General features: G+C 36.1%; 16 protein-coding genes, 1 tRNA gene and 1 riboswitch. Of the genes, 8 read left to right on the top strand and 9 right to left on the bottom strand.

Annotated elements, in window-relative coordinates:
• Positions 1–2: 2 nt before the first annotated feature.
• The 7 genes from GQR60_RS11115 to GQR60_RS11085 all read right to left on the bottom strand — a co-directional run bounded on the left by GQR60_RS11115 (position 3) and on the right by GQR60_RS11085 (position 4,748).
• Positions 3–275, bottom strand: a complete 273-nt coding sequence (locus tag GQR60_RS11115; RefSeq protein ID WP_124992992.1) for an Arm DNA-binding domain-containing protein — start codon at positions 273–275, stop codon at positions 3–5.
• Between the two features lie 251 nt (positions 276–526).
• Positions 527–614: transfer RNA gene (locus tag GQR60_RS11110), tRNA-Ser, on the bottom strand.
• A gap of 146 nt (positions 615–760) precedes the next feature.
• On the bottom strand, positions 761–1,702 hold the full coding sequence (locus GQR60_RS11105; RefSeq protein ID WP_160463463.1) for an MOSC domain-containing protein: 942 nt from the start codon (positions 1,700–1,702) through the stop codon (positions 761–763).
• Between the two features lie 12 nt (positions 1,703–1,714).
• Entirely contained in the window at positions 1,715–2,173 is a 459-nt protein-coding gene (gene moaC / locus GQR60_RS11100; protein ID WP_124992990.1) for a cyclic pyranopterin monophosphate synthase MoaC, read from the bottom strand.
• Between the two features lie 65 nt (positions 2,174–2,238).
• Positions 2,239–3,039, bottom strand: coding sequence for a GTP 3',8-cyclase MoaA (locus tag GQR60_RS11095; RefSeq protein WP_124992989.1), 801 nt, complete (start codon positions 3,037–3,039; stop codon positions 2,239–2,241).
• Positions 3,023–4,198: a molybdopterin molybdotransferase MoeA gene (locus GQR60_RS11090; RefSeq protein ID WP_124992988.1), complete on the bottom strand. Its 1,176-nt coding sequence runs from the start codon at positions 4,196–4,198 to the stop codon at positions 3,023–3,025. The genes GQR60_RS11095 and GQR60_RS11090 overlap by 17 nt, the downstream gene beginning before the upstream one ends.
• 4 nt (positions 4,199–4,202) lie before the next feature.
• On the bottom strand, positions 4,203–4,748 hold the full coding sequence (locus GQR60_RS11085) for a hypothetical protein (RefSeq protein ID WP_124992987.1): 546 nt from the start codon (positions 4,746–4,748) through the stop codon (positions 4,203–4,205).
• Between the two features lie 114 nt (positions 4,749–4,862).
• Positions 4,863–5,004: riboswitch (molybdenum cofactor riboswitch) on the bottom strand.
• A 248-nt stretch (positions 5,005–5,252) separates the two neighbouring features.
• On the opposite strand from GQR60_RS11085, the gene GQR60_RS11080 reads away from it, so the two are divergent.
• Positions 5,253–6,188, top strand: a complete 936-nt coding sequence (locus GQR60_RS11080; protein WP_124992986.1) for a cation diffusion facilitator family transporter — start codon at positions 5,253–5,255, stop codon at positions 6,186–6,188.
• A gap of 30 nt (positions 6,189–6,218) precedes the next feature.
• Here GQR60_RS11080 and GQR60_RS11075 read toward each other — a convergent pair whose 3' ends face one another.
• Entirely contained in the window at positions 6,219–6,869 is a 651-nt protein-coding gene (locus GQR60_RS11075; RefSeq protein WP_124992985.1) for an HAD family hydrolase, read from the bottom strand.
• Between the two features lie 138 nt (positions 6,870–7,007).
• On the bottom strand, positions 7,008–7,739 hold the full coding sequence (locus GQR60_RS11070; RefSeq protein WP_124992984.1) for a hypothetical protein: 732 nt from the start codon (positions 7,737–7,739) through the stop codon (positions 7,008–7,010).
• A gap of 653 nt (positions 7,740–8,392) precedes the next feature.
• On the opposite strand from GQR60_RS11070, the gene thrA reads away from it, so the two are divergent.
• From thrA to GQR60_RS11035, 7 genes are all read left to right on the top strand, one after another.
• Positions 8,393–10,828: a bifunctional aspartate kinase/homoserine dehydrogenase I gene (thrA, locus tag GQR60_RS11065; RefSeq protein ID WP_124992983.1), complete on the top strand. Its 2,436-nt coding sequence runs from the start codon at positions 8,393–8,395 to the stop codon at positions 10,826–10,828.
• 25 nt (positions 10,829–10,853) lie between these two features.
• Complete coding sequence (locus GQR60_RS11060) at positions 10,854–11,780, top strand: homoserine kinase (protein ID WP_124992982.1); 927 nt, start codon at positions 10,854–10,856, stop codon at positions 11,778–11,780.
• Positions 11,781–11,834: 54 nt separating this feature from the next.
• Positions 11,835–13,130, top strand: coding sequence for a threonine synthase (gene thrC / locus GQR60_RS11055; RefSeq protein ID WP_124992981.1), 1,296 nt, complete (start codon positions 11,835–11,837; stop codon positions 13,128–13,130).
• Positions 13,131–13,601: 471 nt separating this feature from the next.
• Positions 13,602–13,874: an HU family DNA-binding protein gene (locus GQR60_RS11050; RefSeq protein ID WP_124992980.1), complete on the top strand. Its 273-nt coding sequence runs from the start codon at positions 13,602–13,604 to the stop codon at positions 13,872–13,874.
• 74 nt (positions 13,875–13,948) lie between these two features.
• Positions 13,949–14,632 carry a TrmH family RNA methyltransferase gene (locus GQR60_RS11045; RefSeq protein ID WP_124992979.1) on the top strand — a complete coding sequence of 228 codons (684 nt, stop codon included), beginning with the start codon at positions 13,949–13,951 and terminating at the stop codon, positions 14,630–14,632.
• 171 nt (positions 14,633–14,803) lie between these two features.
• Positions 14,804–15,511, top strand: a complete 708-nt coding sequence (locus GQR60_RS11040; protein ID WP_124992978.1) for a LytR/AlgR family response regulator transcription factor — start codon at positions 14,804–14,806, stop codon at positions 15,509–15,511.
• 54 nt (positions 15,512–15,565) lie between these two features.
• The gene (locus GQR60_RS11035; protein ID WP_191991612.1) at positions 15,566–16,759 is read left to right on the top strand and encodes an aspartate aminotransferase family protein; all 1,194 of its coding nucleotides are present in this window, start codon (positions 15,566–15,568) and stop codon (positions 16,757–16,759) included.
• The last annotated feature ends 26 nt before the right edge of the window (positions 16,760–16,785 follow it).

Genomic DNA, 16,785 nt, shown 5'->3' with positions numbered 1-16,785 from the left:
TGTCAGGCTGAATGTGTACTCAAGTTCTTATTGATACCACACAGGTTGGCTATTTCCTTTAAGTAGGTATTCATCTGATTGTTTTCTTTTGTCATAAGAGAGTTGCCTTTCCATTTCCTTTTATTAGAATCCCAGAACTTAGAATCAATACTTCTCTTAAGAGATATATCTAATCGTTGACCGTCGATAGTGATTCTTACAAAGATGGGAGATTCTCCATTTTTCAGTTGAGTAGTTTTTCTTGCAAAAAATAAAATAGAAGTAGTTTGTCTCATTTTCACTGGTTTTTGAATGTTTTAAAACGATTTGTCAAAACTAGCAAACGAGTGATTTTTGAAGGGAGCAAAATGATGAATTACAGTGCATTAGTACCTGTTCGAGGTGTAGCAAAATTAAGCTTTCTAATCTACACCGAATGCTACACCCTTTTAATGTTGTTTTAGGTGTTTATTTGCGTTGGTACTAAATGAAGAAAGCCTTGTAAACGTTAAGTTTACAAGGCTTTTCTTTCTATTGCATTTCTGCATGGCGGAGAGAGAGGGATTCGAACCCCCGGTACGTTGCCGCACAATAGTTTTCAAGACTACCGCATTCGACCACTCTGCCATCTCTCCAATATACTTTTGAGCTTTAATTGCTCTGCTATCTCTTGTGATAACGGGTGCAAATGTAGAATAAAAAATACTTGCAGCCAAACATTATTTTACTTCATAGAGTAATTTATTTGAAATAGCTTGATCTTCAATTCAATTAATTTTAATTAGCCATGAATATCCAACTCATTCATCATGTAAAGTGAGTGTTCAATCGTCTTAAAAATCTCCGAGCAGTATTCATTTACGGCTTTTGGACTACCAGGCATGGTATAAATTAGAGTTTTATTCATAACACCTGCAATGCCACGACTAACCAATGCATTTGGCTTTTCCATTCCATATTTTACCCGAATCAATTCCATAATTCCGGTTATCTCTTTTGTGACGTGTTTTTTTACTACATCAGGAGTAATGTCTTTTGGTCCAATACCTGTTCCACCTGTAGTGAATACAAGATCAAAATCTTCCTCTTTTGCTTTTTCAAGTAAATTGGTAAGATCAGATTCTTGATCAGGAATAATGAATTTTTCTATTTGATAATGCCGGTTTTTCGATTTGAAGAATTCTTCAGCTAATTTCTCCAGTAACGGACCGCTTTTATCAGCATATTCACCTCGGCTGGCTCTGTCGCTAAGAGTGATTACCATGGTTTTTATTACTCTTGGATGATAGCAAAGAACATCACCTGCTTTTAAATTACCACCGTTTAAAACTCTGCAAAAAATACCTTCTTTTGGCATTACACAGTTTCCTATTTCGCGAAAAATACTGCAGTTGTCTCCATGGCATTTTTTACCAATCTGAGTCACTTCCAAAATCATGTCACCTATGTGGAAACGATCAAGTGGAGCAGTCAAATGAAGTAAAAGTCCTTCGGTGGTAATATTCTCGGCAAATTCTCCAAAATTGATATTGCGTTTGGCTTGTACCGAAAATTTATCGATACTTTCTTTGGCCAGCAAGCTAACCTGACGGTGCCAGTTTCCCGAATGTGCATCATTTACAACACCAAGAGAATGCAATTCTATGGAATCAACAGGCTTTTTGATCACTCCTTTTTTTTCAGATATATTTACAGATAGTACTGATACTTCTTTTGTGCTCATGCTCATCGTGTTTTATTGCTTCAAATCGGTTTTTGTTTTTTCTACAAGCGCAATTTCGCCTAACACCATTGATTTATCAACAGCTTTACACATATCGTAAATGGTTAGCAGAGCGATGCTGGCAGCGGTTAACGCTTCCATTTCCACTCCTGTTTGTCCAATGCATTTTACCCGGGTATTTACCTGAACGCCCTTTTCAATAATACTGCACTTTACTTCAGCCTTTGTAATTTGAAGCGTATGACAGAGAGGAATTAAATCACTTGTGCGTTTAGCTGCCTGAATACCTGCAATTTCAGCGATAGTCAAAGCATCGCCTTTTTTCATTGCATTTTCTTGAATTAATTCGATGGTGCGTGCCTCTAAATGGATAATACCAATAGCTTTGGCTTCTCTTATTTGAGGTATTTTATCACCCACATCAACCATATTGGCTTTCCCATCCTTATCGATATGACTAAAATCTCCCATTACTGAAATATTGTTTTCTGATCACTGCTAACTAATTCTCTGCTCACTGTTCTCTGTTTACTGATCTATCCTCCAATACCATAAAAACTGCCGTTTTTATTTTTTGTGCCGGCTTTTGGTTTTTGGTTGATCGATTTATCGATTGCCTCTTTATTGCCTAATTCTTTACTGTCGAATTCGCTGGCATTAAACAAACAGGGTTTTACTTTTCCGTTGGCAGTAAGTCTAATCCGATTGCATTCCACACAGTTACCACCTTCACCACCTTCAACAACAGAGAATTCTCCAGTGGACAAATCCATCTGTTTTATGAATCTTAATTCCAGATTATTACTCTTGCAAAACTGGCGTAAATTTTCCAGATCATCCAAATCTGCATCGAGCATGCGAACGCAGTTTATTTTTACGGGATGCAATCCAGCTTTTTGAGCTGCTTTTATTCCTTTAAAAACATCCTTGATATCACCCAGTCGGGTTATTTTCTTATATTTTTCAGGATTAAGCGTATCCAAACTAATGTTTACTCTTCTTAAGCCAGCTTTGGCTAATTGACCAGCAAATTGATCAAGTAAGATGCCATTGGTGGTCATGGCAATCTCCTCAATTCCGTGAATATCTGAAAGTAATTTCACCAAATCAACAATTCCTTTTCTAACCAAAGGTTCGCCACCGGTTAGTCTGATTTTATTGATCCCGGTTGCAACTGCTTCCTTTACAAAATCGGTAATCTGCTCAAAACTCAATATTTCATCATGAGCCATTAAATCAATGCCCTCTTCGGGCATACAATAAGTACATCGAAGATTGCATCGATCTGTTACCGAAATTCGCAGGTAATTTATATTTCTGTTATAATTGTCTAACATGAACAAATTCTCCTTCCGTAAATTCATCAACCTCCCTTGGAACTGCCATAATTCCATTGGCTAAAGTAAAAGCATTAATGTGTGCCGAACCATGATAGCTAATGGGTACAACCTGATTGTCAGCATTAAAGCGAACTGGTAAAAATTCAAGTCTGTCGGTTCTTTTTCGCTTGTAATCTGAAGCTATTGGCATTCGTACCATAGGTGCATTATAATCATGTCCCATAAGTCGGTAAAGTAATGGTTTCCCGAGCAATTCAAATTGTACAAATGAGGAAACCGGATTTCCTGGTAAACCTAAAACATATTTCTCCTTGCAGGTTGCAAATACTGTGTGTTTGCCGGGTTTAACCATAAGCGTATGAAACCAAATATTGAAACCCAGTTCTTTTAGAATTTGAGGAATGTAATCGAAGTCACCTACGGAAACACCACCCGATATAATCAATACATCATTTTCTTCCAAACATTTTACCATTGCTTCTTTAGTAGCTTCTTTCGAATCAGCAACAATTCCGAGACTATTGCCACGAATGCCCATTTTTTGTAGTTGTGCCTGCAATTGCCATGAGTTTACATTGCGAATTTGAGATATCTCTGGTTTTTGATCAGGTTCAACCAATTCGCTTCCAGTTGCAATTGTCGCAACTTTTGGCTGTCTGAAAACAAGAGGATTTGCACATCCGACACTTGCTAAAACAGAAATGTGCTGAGCCTTTAATCGGGTTCCTCTCTTTAGTACGACATCATTTTCTAAAATATCTTCTCCTTTAAGGCAAATATTCGATTTTGTTTTGTCTTTCGTAAAACGAATGTGATTGTCATCAATTTCTTCCGTGTGTTCAATCATGATTACCGTGTCGGCACCTTCAGGCACCATCGCTCCGGTCATAATTTTGGAACACTGATTGTTTCCGACAGCTTTGCCTGGAGCAGACCCGGCTGCAATAATCTCCAAAACTTCGAGATTGTTTGCCAAATCAGATTGTTTACAAGCATATCCATCCATAGCCGACTTATTAAATGGCGGAATAGACATGTCTGAAAGTACATCTTCTGCAAGAACCCGATTCAAACAATCAGCAAGATTGATAGTCTCAGTATCTAACTTTTTAGTGGCATTTTTTACAGTTTTTAAAGCCTCGTGAAACGTAATCATATTGTTAGTCTTTTATTTTCCATTCATTATTGGTAAAAGAAATGTTCTCTGCAGTAAAATTGAAATTTTCACCATTAAATTCAATCCATTTATCTGCTAATTTTCCATAACCAATAGCTCTGGTTTTTATATTTTTATTGTCTTTTTTGTTGATCATTAAAAACAGACCTGGTTCAATCAAATCTCTTAAGCCTCCCGATTCACAAATTACAGGAGTTTCTGCCGAAAGTATTTTCTCGAAATAGGAGAGTATCTCAGTCAGATGATCATCTTTAGCCTGCACGTAATAAACCTTTTTGCTTCCTGCCCGAAACAAGCGATTGCTATCCTTACTGCCTGTTTTACTAGTTTCTTTTGCAATTACAAAATTATCAGTTTCGCTGATGATTTCTAATTCTTTGCTTAATTCATGAAAGTGAGGAGATATTTTAATACAAACCAACTCATTTTCACATTTCAATTTTTCAATTAATCGACATGCAAATAGAGTTTTACCAACGTTTCTGCCGGTTCCTGCAATTAATAATATATTCCTTTTACTACTTACCATTTCTTAAATATAAGAAACCTCCAATTCAATTCAGAATCGGAGGTTTATGTTCTTAGTTTCAACAGCATGTAAATTGCTAAGGCAAAGTACATTTACTTATCTATCGGTATCATACTAAATCACAAAAACACTCCTTTCCAATTTTAGGGTTTAAGCCCAGCGGGAGGCAAATTCGTTTCCCAATTTACCCATCGGTTTATAATTCGTTCCGTTTTGTTGTGGTTTAGAAATTATAAACTCGGAGATCGCTTTATTTCAACGGCAAAGATATAAATATTAATGAATCTACAAATGTGTATGTGTAATGATAAAAAAATTGACGCAAAGCTTGGTTATTCTATAAGAATGGGATTTCTGAAGAAAGCCTGCAGTCTGTAGTATTTAAAATGGAAACGATTGTGTTCTAAATGAAAAGGGAACAGAATTTATTTTGCAATTTATAATTAGTTTGATTAAAAAAAAGAATTCATTGCTATATTTATAGGCTTATTAAATGAGGCTAATATGGGAAAAGGGAATCATGGACATGCGCATCACGATCATGGTGATTTAAAAGGGCGAAATTTGGGAATTGCAATTCTACTGAATATTGGAATTACTGTTGCTCAGGTTATAGGCGGATTTATGTCGGGCAGTTTGGCTCTTTTGTCTGATGCCATGCATAATTTTAGTGATGTGCTTGCTTTAATCATAAGTTGGTTTGCAAGTAAATTATCGAGTCGTAAACAAACTGCAAAACAAACATTCGGATATAAAAGGGCTGAGATATTAGCCGCTTTGTTTAATTCAATATCTTTAGCTGTAATCGCATTTTTCCTTTTAAAGGAAGCTGTCCAGCGGATTTCAGAACCTCAGGAAATTGAATCAGGATTGGTGATGATTCTGGGAGGTTTGTCAATTCTATTGAATTTACTTAGCATGTTATTGGTAAAGAAGGATGCTAAGGACAATATTAATATGCGATCGGCTTATTTGCATTTGTTATCGGATATGATATCATCGGTTGCAGTGGTATTGGGAGGATTGGCAATGTACCTTTGGGAAATTTCGTGGGTTGATAGTGTGCTTTCAATATTCATCGCGCTCTATCTGGTTTATTCAAGTTGGGGCTTGGTAAAGGAAAGTATCCGTATTCTTATGCAGTTTGCTCCTGTTCATCTCAATCTGGACGAAATTCTTCTGAAAGTTAAAGAGCTGGAGGAAATTGAAAATATGCATCATGTGCATCTGTGGCAACTGGATGATAATCAAATTAATCTGGAAGCTCACATTAGTTTTAGAAAAGATATCAATTTGAGTGAAGTAAGTAAGGTCCTGCATAAATTGGAGCACATGTTTCATGACGAATTTGAAATTAATCATGTTACACTTCAGCCGGAAATAAATGGTTTTTGCGAAGATGAAAGTGTTGTAAGTCAGGAAAGAAAACATACGCATTAGTCTATTTTCTTTCCCGTTTTGTCTAATATTTTAATTGAATGAATCAAGCAAGTCCATTGGGTTTTCGACAAGGATTCTTGCTCCGTTTTCAAGTAATTCTTCCATGTCGCGGAAACCCCACAAAACGCCTGCTGCGTACATTCCCGAGTTTTCTGCCGTCTGCATATCAACGCCTGAATCACCAACATACATCATTTCTTCAGGAGCAATGCGCATTTTTGTACTAATAAGTATTGCTCCTTTAGGATTTGGTTTTCTTGGAATATCACCACCTGCACCAATTACCATTTCGAGTGTCCAGTCAGCGAGTAAAGCATTTACTACTTTCTGTGTTAACTCATTGGCTTTGTTCGAGAATATGCCAATTTTAATATCTCTTTTCTGCAGTTCTGTAAGAAGTTCTGCAATACCTGGATACAAACAAGTTTTAGTAATGCAGTTTTCATCATAAACAATCATCATCCTGTTAAAGCATGCTTCTAATATAGATTCATCATTTACAGAATCGGGCAGGGCATTTTCAACCAGAGCTTTCAGTCCGCGGCCAACAAATGTTTTGTACGTATCATAGTCATGTGTTGGAAATCCTTTTTCTGCTAAAACAATATTCATTGAATCGGCAATGTCTTCAATTGAATTGGCCAGTGTGCCATCAAGGTCAAAAACTACTCCTTTTATCATTACAATCTGTATTAAGTTTAAGAAGTACAAATATTGTAAACTCAGGCTAAGTATGCAAAGGGAATTAAATAAAAAATTGAGCATAAAAAAAGCAGTTAATTAGAATTCCAATTAACCGCTTAAGTTTTAAAGTTTTATTTATCTAATGATGGTTCTTAATTCAGCATTGTAATCATTGGTAATATCCATCCATTCATTGAACATGTTTTGCCATGATCCTTCTCCGTATAGTTTTTCAAACTCTTTTTTAAATCCACTATCCGAAGACCAATCGGCATAGCTTTTAAAATCCCATATCATTCCAACATCCGCACTTTCGCTTGTATGTAATGGGTTGTTGAAAATTAGAAATGCAAATCCTAATTTCTCCGATGTTTTCATTAATTTTTCAGCAAGTGCTTCAAAACGGTAATATTGTCCTCTTTTCAGATCGATTGCCCAGGCTTCATAATACTTGGCATTCATTAAAATTTCTTTTCCAAAAGATAATTTGGGGTTGTAATTCCAAAGATTGATTGGACCATATTTTTGAACCAGGGGTTCTACTGTTTTATCCCAATCGTCTTCATGACCGTTTTCTTTTGCCGGGCGGGTATCCAGAGCAGCATATGTTGTTGGACCCATAATCCAAACATACCAGCCGGCTTTATTACCGTATTCCACTTTTCGTAAACCTGCCACATAATCACCTTTGGGATGAAATTTTTCATTGTGAGCTTTAATTGCTTTTTCGAACTCATCAGCCATTCCTTTTTTTGGCAGAATGTAAACACTTTCAACAACTGTTTTCTCTGCTTTCTCATTGGTTTGTGCTGTAACAGCAAAACTGAAACATAAAGCAATTGCTAAACCAATTATTCTCTTTCTCATGATAATATTGTTTTGGTGAATAAAGACTTAATTTACAATTTTATTTAGAATAATTCTAATTAAAATTTATTAAACAGCTAGTATTGAGGGTGTAATGAGTATTTTATTTTTAGTTCTAATTGAGGAGGAATCACAATAAAAATTGTTGGAATTGTATTTCTGCAAAAGCAAAAAAAGGAAGAATAATATCGTTTGCATTGGGTTGCAGTATTATTATTGGCCAATAAAATTTGAAAGAATCCTTTTGAAATGATACAGATAAGAAAAAAAAAAGCATATATTTGAAACTCTTAAAGATGAGGAATAGCTTTTTTGAAACAGATAAATAACATAGCGATTGAAATGAACATGTTGGGAACCAGCATGGAAATGTCTATGTCTGAAACTTCTATTTGTACTATTCCTACAATAATCACAACTACAACCACAACCCTTTAGGGGGTTGAATTTTTACATATCGCCACAGGTGAGTAGTTGATTGCTCAAAAAACATAGGGTATTTTGTACCTTGTACAATAACTGATTATTTTATAATTGGTGTTGTTGGAGCATTCTTAATAATAAAGCAGAATAACTATTTAACCAAAATTTATATCAACCGATGGACAACCGGACATTTGTACGGAAGGGAATCTATCTTAAGAAATTAATCAATGAAGGTTTTAAAATTTGGAGGGAGCTCAGTTTCTAATTCAGAAAATTGTAAGCGCGTTCAGGAGATTATTAAAAGGGATTATGCCAACTGTAAGCAAGTTGTAGTTGTTTCAGCTTTTGGCGGAGTTACCGATGAGTTGGAAAGATGCATTAATCTGGCCAGTGATAGAAATAAAGAATATGAAAATTCCCTTTTTAAAGTAAAGGAAAGGCATTTTCAAGTAATTAATGAACTTAATTTACCAGCAGAAATAGAATTGGGTACATCAAAGAAATTTGATGAGATAGCAGAACTACTTCAAGGGGTTTATCTATTGGAAGAAATCTCGCAAAAGGTGAAAAATTCTGTAATGGGATCAGGTGAGATATTATCATCTTTAATTTTTTCAGCCTATTTAAATCAATGTGGTATGAATACTGTGCTTTTCGATTCCAGAGATTTTATCAAAACACAGAATGGCAAAGGAGTATTTCTAAATAGCGAGCAGACCAATAAGAATTTGGAAGCAGTTAAAAATGTAGAATTTCAAGTTGCTTTGTTTCCCGGTTTTATAGCTTCCGGTCAAAAAGGTGAAATGACACTGCTTGGGCGTGGTGGATCGGATTACACAGCTTCTATTTTGGCGGCAGGTTTAAAATGCAGCGAGTTGGAAATTTGGACTGATGTCAGTGGTATGTTTACTGCCGATCCAAGATTGGTATCGCAGGCTCAGCCAATTGAGCAGATGTCTTTTCAGGAAGCAATGGAACTTTCTCATTTTGGTGCTAAAGTTATTTATCCTCCAACCTTAATTCCGGTACTGCAGAACAAAATAAATGTTCGCATTAAAAATACGTTTGCTCCCGACGAAAAGGGAACTCTGATCACTTCTGCACCTAAAAGTGAACGCTCAATAGTTCGAGGACTTTCTTCAATCAACAACATTAATTTATTTACTCTTTCGGGAAGTGGAATGGTTGGTATAAGCGGATTTGCATCTCGCTTTTTCACTTGTTTGGCTCAGAATAAAATTAATGTGGTTCTAATTACTCAGGCTTCATCGGAGCAGAGTATGAGTGTTGGGATTAATGAGGGTGATAGGGCGTTGGCTATTGAGGCGGTTCGTTCCGAGTTCGAAATGGAAATTAGAATGAACTTGGTAAATGAACCGGCTGTTGAGCAGGATTTGTCTATTGTAGCCGTTGTTGGTGAGGACATGGGATATACCCCTGGGATTTCGGGAAAAGTATTTAGTGTACTTGGAAGAAACGGAGTGAATATTCGGGCTATGGCTCAGGGCGGTAATGAATTAAACATTACTTTCATGGTTCCAACCTTTGATGTAAAAAAAGTATTAAATGTTATTCATGAGGATTTTTTCATCTCAACTCATAAAAAAGTGAACCTGTACATTGCAGGAGTAGGTAATGTTGGGGGAAAATTATTGGAATTCATGAAAAATCAATACGATTATCTTCTTGAAGAGAAAGGTTTGCAATTGATTGTTCGTGCAGTGACTAACAGTCGGAAAATGTATTTTGCAAAGGATGAAAATATGCTTCAGGATTGGAAGCAGAAATTGGAGGAAGAATCAGAGGTGGCCAATTTGCAGGAATTCGTAAAGAGAATGGATCAGGCAAACCTTAGAAATTCTGTGTTTGTGGACATCACTGCAAGTGAATCTGTTAGTAAGGTGTATCAGCAGGTTTTGAACTCCACTGTTTCTATTGTGGCATGCAATAAAATTGCGGCTTCTTCAGAATTTGATAACTACCTAAGAATTAAAGCTGCTGCAAAAAAGCACAATGTAGAATTCATGTTCGAAAGCAATGTTGGAGCAGGATTACCGGTGATTAGTACAATTAACAGTCTGATTCATACCGGCGACAAAATTGTTGGAATTGACGCTGTTGTATCTGGCAGCTTAAACTTTATAATGAACGAGTTTAATAATGGTAAATCATTTGTTGAAGCGGTGAAAATGGCAATGGAGCAAGGATTTACTGAACCAGATCCGAAAATCGACCTGAGCGGAATGGATGTATTAAGAAAGCTTTTGATATTATCTCGCGAAGCTGGTTACAAGTTAGAGGTGAAGGATGTAGAGCATGAGCCTATGATTCCATTATCTTGTCTGAATGGAGAGACGGCAGCTGATTTGATCCGCGATCTCGAAGCTCATAATGATCATTTTGAGGCATGGAGAACTGTGATGGCTGAAAAAAATATCAGGTACCGTTACATCGCTTCTTTCGCAGATGGCAAAGCTAATGTAAGCCTTAAAGAGGTTACGCCCGATCATCCGTTTTACGATATACATGGTAAGGATAATGTGATTTCGTTAAAAACGAAGTGGTACAACGATCAGCCATTGATTATTAAGGGTGCCGGAGCCGGAGCAGAAGTTACAGCTTCGGGAATTTTTGGCGATATCATAAGAATAACCAGCAATTAATTACCAACAAAGAAAATTGAATAACATGTCAGATAGTGTGAAAATTTTTGCTCCGGGCAGCGTTTCCAACGTTGGTTGTGGGTTCGATATATTAGGATTTGCCATCGATGGGGTGGGCGATGAAATGATTATTACTAAAAATGATCAGAATAAAATAATTATACAAACAGTAAAGGATTATGAGGATCTTCCTACCGATCCAAAGAAAAATGTTGCAGGTGTTGCTATTCAGGCTTTATTGGATGATTTGGAAAGCGATCAGGGCTTTGATGTTGAGATCATTAAAAATATTAAGCCTGGAAGTGGAATCGGATCTAGTGCGGCAAGTGCGGCAGGTGCGGTTGTTGCAGTAAATGAATTGTTGGGTAAGCCATATACAAGAATGCAATTGGTTGATTTTGCCATGAAAGGTGAGGAGGTTGCTTCGGGTGATGTTCATGCTGACAATGTTGCTCCTGCAACACTTGGTGGTTTTTGTCTGATTAGGGGATACAATCCTCTGGATGTAATTCATATTCAGCCACCGGCAGATTTATGGTGTGTCGTTATTCATCCACAAATTGAAATCAAGACCAAAGAAGCACGGGAAATATTGTCTCCCCAAATTCCTCTAAAAAAGGCAATTCGTCAGTGGGGAAATGTGGCAGGCTTAATGGCCGGACTTTATACTGCAGATTATGATTTGATCGGACGTTCTCTTGAAGATCATATAGTAGAACCACAAAGGAAGGTTCTGATACCTGAATTTGATGAATTGAAACTGTCTGTTATGGAAGCCGGAGCATTGGGCTGCAGTATTTCCGGATCGGGACCATCGGTATTTGCATTGGCAAAAGGAAAGGAGTCTGCAGATGTTATTGCTGCCGCCATGGATACAGTTTATAAGCGTACCGATTTGGATTACAAAATTTATGTTTCCAAAGTAAGTGAAGGTGGAGTGAAAATTCTGTAAAAGTGTAATTAGTTAATAAATCGCATAGATTTTGATTCAAGAAAAGATAGACTTGTGAAATATTTTAGTACAAATAATAAAGATATACGTTATAGCTTTAAGGAAGCTGTAATAAAAGGGCTTGCGCCGGATAACGGATTGTTTTTTCCGGTTTCAATACCAAAGTTGGATGATGAATTCTTTCAACGATTGACAGAATTAAGTTTGCCTGAAATAGGATATGAAGTGGCTAAACTCTTTGTTGGTGACGACATTTCCGATTTTGATTTAAAGAAAATTACCAAAGAGGTACTTAATTTCCCGATTCCAGTTGTGCCGATAGAAGATGGTGTTAACACTTTAGAGCTGTTTCACGGACCAACTTGTGCATTTAAAGATGTAGGTGCCAGATTCATGTCTCGATGTCTGAGTGCTTTCGCAAAGCAGGATCAGGAAGAGGTAACCATTTTGGTTGCAACATCAGGAGATACGGGCAGTGCAGTTGCCAATGGCTTTTTAGGTGTTGAGGGTGTAAAGGTGATTATATTATATCCTGCCGGAAAGGTGAGTAAGATTCAAGAGCAGCAATTAACCACCATGGGACAAAACATCACAGCTCTTGAGGTTGATGGCACTTTTGATGATTGTCAGGCATTGGTTAAAACTGCCTTTGGAGATACTGATTTGAATGCAGAATTGAGTTTGACTTCGGCAAATTCTATAAATATAGCTCGCTTGTTACCACAAAGTTTTTACTATTTCTACGCTTGGGCACAATTGCAGCCAACTGATAAAAAAGTTGTATTTTCAGTTCCCAGCGGGAATTATGGAAATCTTACAGGAGGATTGCTGGCAAAACAAATGGGATTGCCAATCGATTCATTTATTGCATCAGCAAATACAAACAAGGTTGTGCCGGATTATTTAAGTTCCGGGAAATATGAGCCAAAAGCTTCTGTTCAAACTATATCAAATGCTATGGATGTTGGAGCTCCAAGTAATTTTGCTCGTATGATGGAATTGTATCAGGAGAAACATTTTGACATAATCAAAGATGTAAAGGGAGCGTGGTTTTCAGATAAGGAAACTCAAGAGGCAATAGCAGATGTATATAGTAGGAATAAGTACATTCTTGATCCGCATGGTGCCGTTGGATATCTGGGTTTGAAAAGATACTTAAATACAGAAGATGAGGTAGGTGTTTTTTTGGAAACAGCGCACCCGGCAAAATTTAAGGATACAGTTGAAAAGGTACTTAATATTGAAATAAGAGTTCCGGACTATCTCCAGGAGTGTTTGGGAAAAGAAAAAAAGAGTATTTTAATAAGTAAAGATTTTTCAGAGTTTAAAAGCTTCCTTTTACTTAAATAGGATCTCCCGAAAGGCTGTCATTATTTATGAACAGCCTTTTGTTTTCAATCATCTTATACTGATGTATATCATTGTGTAATACATTTTAACGAAATATACAAGAGATTTTGATGATGGTTTTACACATCCCTCAAATCTAACTATAGTGTTGAATGTTAGTTGTTTGTGTGTGTGGTGTTGGGGGTTATGTTTATTGTTGGCATGTCATATTAAATGTTAGTGAATAAAGTATTTTAGTAAATCAGTTAAATAAGAAAGACCTTTAAATAGAGTTATGATTTAATTCACATTCTGCTCTTTATTGTTTACGGGGAATAGCTTGAAAATTTATAGTTTTATTATGTTTCGATCTTTGAAAGGTTAAATTTCTTATTTTTTCTTATCGGAAATTTGCAAACCATCAGAAATCCTTTATATTTGTATATGATTCAAATTTAAAAGCAATTTTTAACCCTAAAATTTTATAAAGTTATGAACAAAGCTCAATTAATTGATGCAATTGCAAACAAAGCTGGTTTGACTAAAGCTGATTCTAAAAAAGCATTAGATGCTTTCATTGAAACTACTACTGAGGCATTAAAAAGTGATGATAGAGTAGCACTGGTAGGATTTGGTTCATTTTCTGTTTCTAAGCGTGATGCTAGAACCGGTAGAAATCCTCAAACTGGTAAACCAATCAATATTCCAGCAAAAAAAGTTATCAAATTTAAGGCTGGTTCTGAATTAGCAGACTCTGTACAATAGATAATTGTTGTCAAAAGATGTTAGAGGGGGTGTATCAATAATACCTCCTTTTTTTTATTCCTAATTTTTTGTGGATGGAGAAGAAGTTATTGCAGGAATCGATTCATTTTTTGGAAGGTTTTACCAGTGAAAAGCGCATCGGATTACTGGATAAAAATATTGAAAACAGAACAAGATATATAACCTTGGTTTTGGAGGATATTTTTCAAGCTCAAAATGCCAGTGCAGTAATTCGTTCATGCGATTGTTTTGGTGTTCAGGATTTGCATGTTATTGAAAATCACAATGAATATCATTTAAATCCTGATGTTGTAATGGGAGCGTCAAAGTGGATGAATTTGCACAGATACAATAAAGAAGAAAGAAATACCTTAAGTACAATTACGAAATTAAAAAATCAGGGATATAGAATTATTGCAACAAGTCCTCATTCAAATGATATTCTTTTACCCGATTTTGATCTGACTAAGGGGAAAGCTGCATTTTTCTTTGGAACGGAACTGACTGGCTTGTCGGATGAAGTAATGAATAATGCCGATGAATTTGTGAAAATTCCAATGTACGGCTTTACGGAAAGTTTTAATATATCGGTTTCTGCTGCTATAGTACTAAATCATCTTACTACGGAGCTTCGACGATCGGATATTTATTGGCAATTGTCTGAGTATGAAAAGCTGGAGTTGAAATTAGATTGGTTGGTGCGATCGGTAAGATCGGGGGATGAGCTTCTCGGTAAATTTCTAAAAAAGAAGCAATAATATAACCTATTTGAAAAAAAAAGTTATATTAAGTTAAGTTTTGTAAAAGGGAATATTTTGGTTAAATATTTCGGAAATGGTAAAAAGATTGTTATTTTTGATGAAAACTACTTTGCAATAGATAAGTATGATTTATTTACCTATTTTTGAATAAAAATTAACTACCACTATATGAATTGTGTTGTAATTGACGATGATAAGCTTTCGAGAAAAGTTGTTGAAAGTTATATTGAAAGAACAGACTTCCTAACATTTGGAGCCTCCTACCCAAGTGCAATTGAAGCGATAAATAATATCAAAAAAAACGAACCTGTTGATTTGATATTTTTAGATATTGAAATGCCGGAAATGAGTGGCATGGAATTTTTAAATAGCTTAAGTACTACACCGCAAATTATTATTATCTCTTCAAAAGAACAGTATGCTCTGGAAGCTTTTGAGTACGATGTTACTGATTATTTATTAAAACCTATTAGTTACAGTAGGTTTTTTAAAGCGGTTAGTAAGGCTAACCGTCGCTATAAAAACAGCGAAGGTTTTATGCAGGATAAGAATGAGATTTTCATAAAAAGTAATTCGGCATTGGTTCGTTTGAATTACGATGACATTTTATGGATTGAAGCTCTTGAAAATTATGTTGTTGTGAATTCTTATCATGAAAAATACACAATACATTTTACCATGAAGGCCATCGAAGAAAAGATGCCCTCTACTCGTTTTTCAAGAATCCACCGTTCATATATCGTTAATTTGAGTAAAATTGGAGTGATTGAAGATAATTCAGTTGTGATTGAAACTGAAAGTGGGTCAAAAGCAATTCCTATAGGAAAATCATATCGTGATAAATTATTAGGAGATATTAATTTAATGACACGATAGTTTTTTTATGGCAGGATTTTTATTGAATTTTGTATTTAAATAAAAATTCTGTTTATGATTACAAATCGACAATTATTTCTGCAGCATGTAGCTACAACCTCTGATTTTCCTATTGCATTGGAAATAGAGAGGGCAGAAGGTATATATATGTACAGCCCGGACGGAAAGCCATATTTGGATCTCGTATCGGGCGTTTCTGTTAGTAACCTTGGGCATGGGCATCCTCGTGTTCGTCAGGCCATTAAAGATCAGGTTGATAAATATATGCACTTAATGGTGTATGGTGAGTTCATTGAATCTCCTCAGGTTCAATTGGCCAAGCTCTTATCTGATAATCTGCCTGAGAGTTTAAATTCGGTTTACTTTGTGAATTCGGGGAGTGAAGCCAATGAGGGAGCTTTAAAATTGGCTAAGAGATTTACCGGTAGATCTGAAATAATTACTTTTAAAAATGCATATCACGGAAGTACTCACGGAGCATTAAGTGTATTGGGTGACGAGGAATTGAAAAATGCCTTTCGTCCATTATTGCCGGACATTCGAATTATTGAATTCGGAAATATTTTGGATTTAGAGGAAATAACCAATAAAACAGCCTGTGTTATTTTGGAACCCATCCAGTCCGAAGGAGGAATGATTATTCCAACCAAAGATTTCATTCAGACTTTGAGGGCAAGGTGTACCGAAAAAGGTGCTTTACTGATTTTCGATGAGGTTCAAATGGGATTTGGACGAACAGGAAAACTTTTTGCGTTTGAGCATTTCGATGTTGTTCCCGATATTCTTTGTCTGGCGAAGGCAATGGGAGGCGGGATGCCAATTGGAGCTTTTATATCGGATAAAAAGATACTTGACACGTTTAAGAGCAATCCAATGTTGGGACACATTACCACTTTTGGAGGACATCCTGTGTGTTGTGCTGCGGCTAAGGCTGCTCTGGAAGTGCTTTTGGAGGAAAATATTGTTGATGATGTTCAGCGCAAAGGAGAGCTTTTTGTGACTTTGCTAAAAGATCATCCAATGGTGAAAGGATTTCGACAGTTGGGACTGTTTATTGCTGTAATTGTAGAATCTCAGGAGATCATGCTTGCTATCATGAAAGAAGCATATGAGTTGGGTGTTATTATGGATCCTTTCTTATTTTGTGCCGGAGCTTTTCGAATTGCACCTCCCTTAAATATTACTGATGAGGAAATTCATCATGCCTCAGATTTACTAATTGAGGCAATGAATAAGGTGAAAAAATAATATTTCACAGAATTGATGCTGTTCCT

Origin of the sequence: Labilibaculum euxinicum, assembly GCF_009795715.1 — a bacterium.
Lineage (GTDB): Bacteria > Bacteroidota > Bacteroidia > Bacteroidales > Marinifilaceae > Labilibaculum > Labilibaculum euxinus.
The sequence above is the reverse complement of the archived record's forward strand: the minus strand, read 5'-3'. Positions and strand labels throughout refer to the sequence as shown.

Excerpts from the sequence above, each read along its gene's own strand:
- GQR60_RS11115 (WP_124992992.1), bottom strand. The coding sequence starts at position 275 with ATGAGACAAACTACTTCTATTTTATTTTTTGCAAGAAAAACTACTCAA.
- GQR60_RS11105 (WP_160463463.1), bottom strand. The coding sequence starts at position 1,702 with ATGAGCACAAAAGAAGTATCAGTACTATCTGTAAATATATCTGAAAAA.
- moaC (WP_124992990.1), bottom strand. The coding sequence starts at position 2,173 with ATGGGAGATTTTAGTCATATCGATAAGGATGGGAAAGCCAATATGGTT.
- GQR60_RS11095 (WP_124992989.1), bottom strand. The coding sequence starts at position 3,039 with ATGTTAGACAATTATAACAGAAATATAAATTACCTGCGAATTTCGGTA.
- GQR60_RS11090 (WP_124992988.1), bottom strand. The coding sequence starts at position 4,198 with ATGATTACGTTTCACGAGGCTTTAAAAACTGTAAAAAATGCCACTAAA.
- GQR60_RS11085 (WP_124992987.1), bottom strand. The coding sequence starts at position 4,748 with ATGGTAAGTAGTAAAAGGAATATATTATTAATTGCAGGAACCGGCAGA.
- GQR60_RS11080 (WP_124992986.1), top strand. The coding sequence starts at position 5,253 with ATGGGAAAAGGGAATCATGGACATGCGCATCACGATCATGGTGATTTA.
- GQR60_RS11075 (WP_124992985.1), bottom strand. The coding sequence starts at position 6,869 with ATGATAAAAGGAGTAGTTTTTGACCTTGATGGCACACTGGCCAATTCA.
- GQR60_RS11070 (WP_124992984.1), bottom strand. The coding sequence starts at position 7,739 with ATGAGAAAGAGAATAATTGGTTTAGCAATTGCTTTATGTTTCAGTTTT.
- thrA (WP_124992983.1), top strand. The coding sequence starts at position 8,393 with ATGAAGGTTTTAAAATTTGGAGGGAGCTCAGTTTCTAATTCAGAAAAT.
- GQR60_RS11060 (WP_124992982.1), top strand. The coding sequence starts at position 10,854 with ATGTCAGATAGTGTGAAAATTTTTGCTCCGGGCAGCGTTTCCAACGTT.
- GQR60_RS11050 (WP_124992980.1), top strand. The coding sequence starts at position 13,602 with ATGAACAAAGCTCAATTAATTGATGCAATTGCAAACAAAGCTGGTTTG.
- GQR60_RS11045 (WP_124992979.1), top strand. The coding sequence starts at position 13,949 with ATGGAGAAGAAGTTATTGCAGGAATCGATTCATTTTTTGGAAGGTTTT.
- GQR60_RS11040 (WP_124992978.1), top strand. The coding sequence starts at position 14,804 with ATGAATTGTGTTGTAATTGACGATGATAAGCTTTCGAGAAAAGTTGTT.
- GQR60_RS11035 (WP_191991612.1), top strand. The coding sequence starts at position 15,566 with ATGATTACAAATCGACAATTATTTCTGCAGCATGTAGCTACAACCTCT.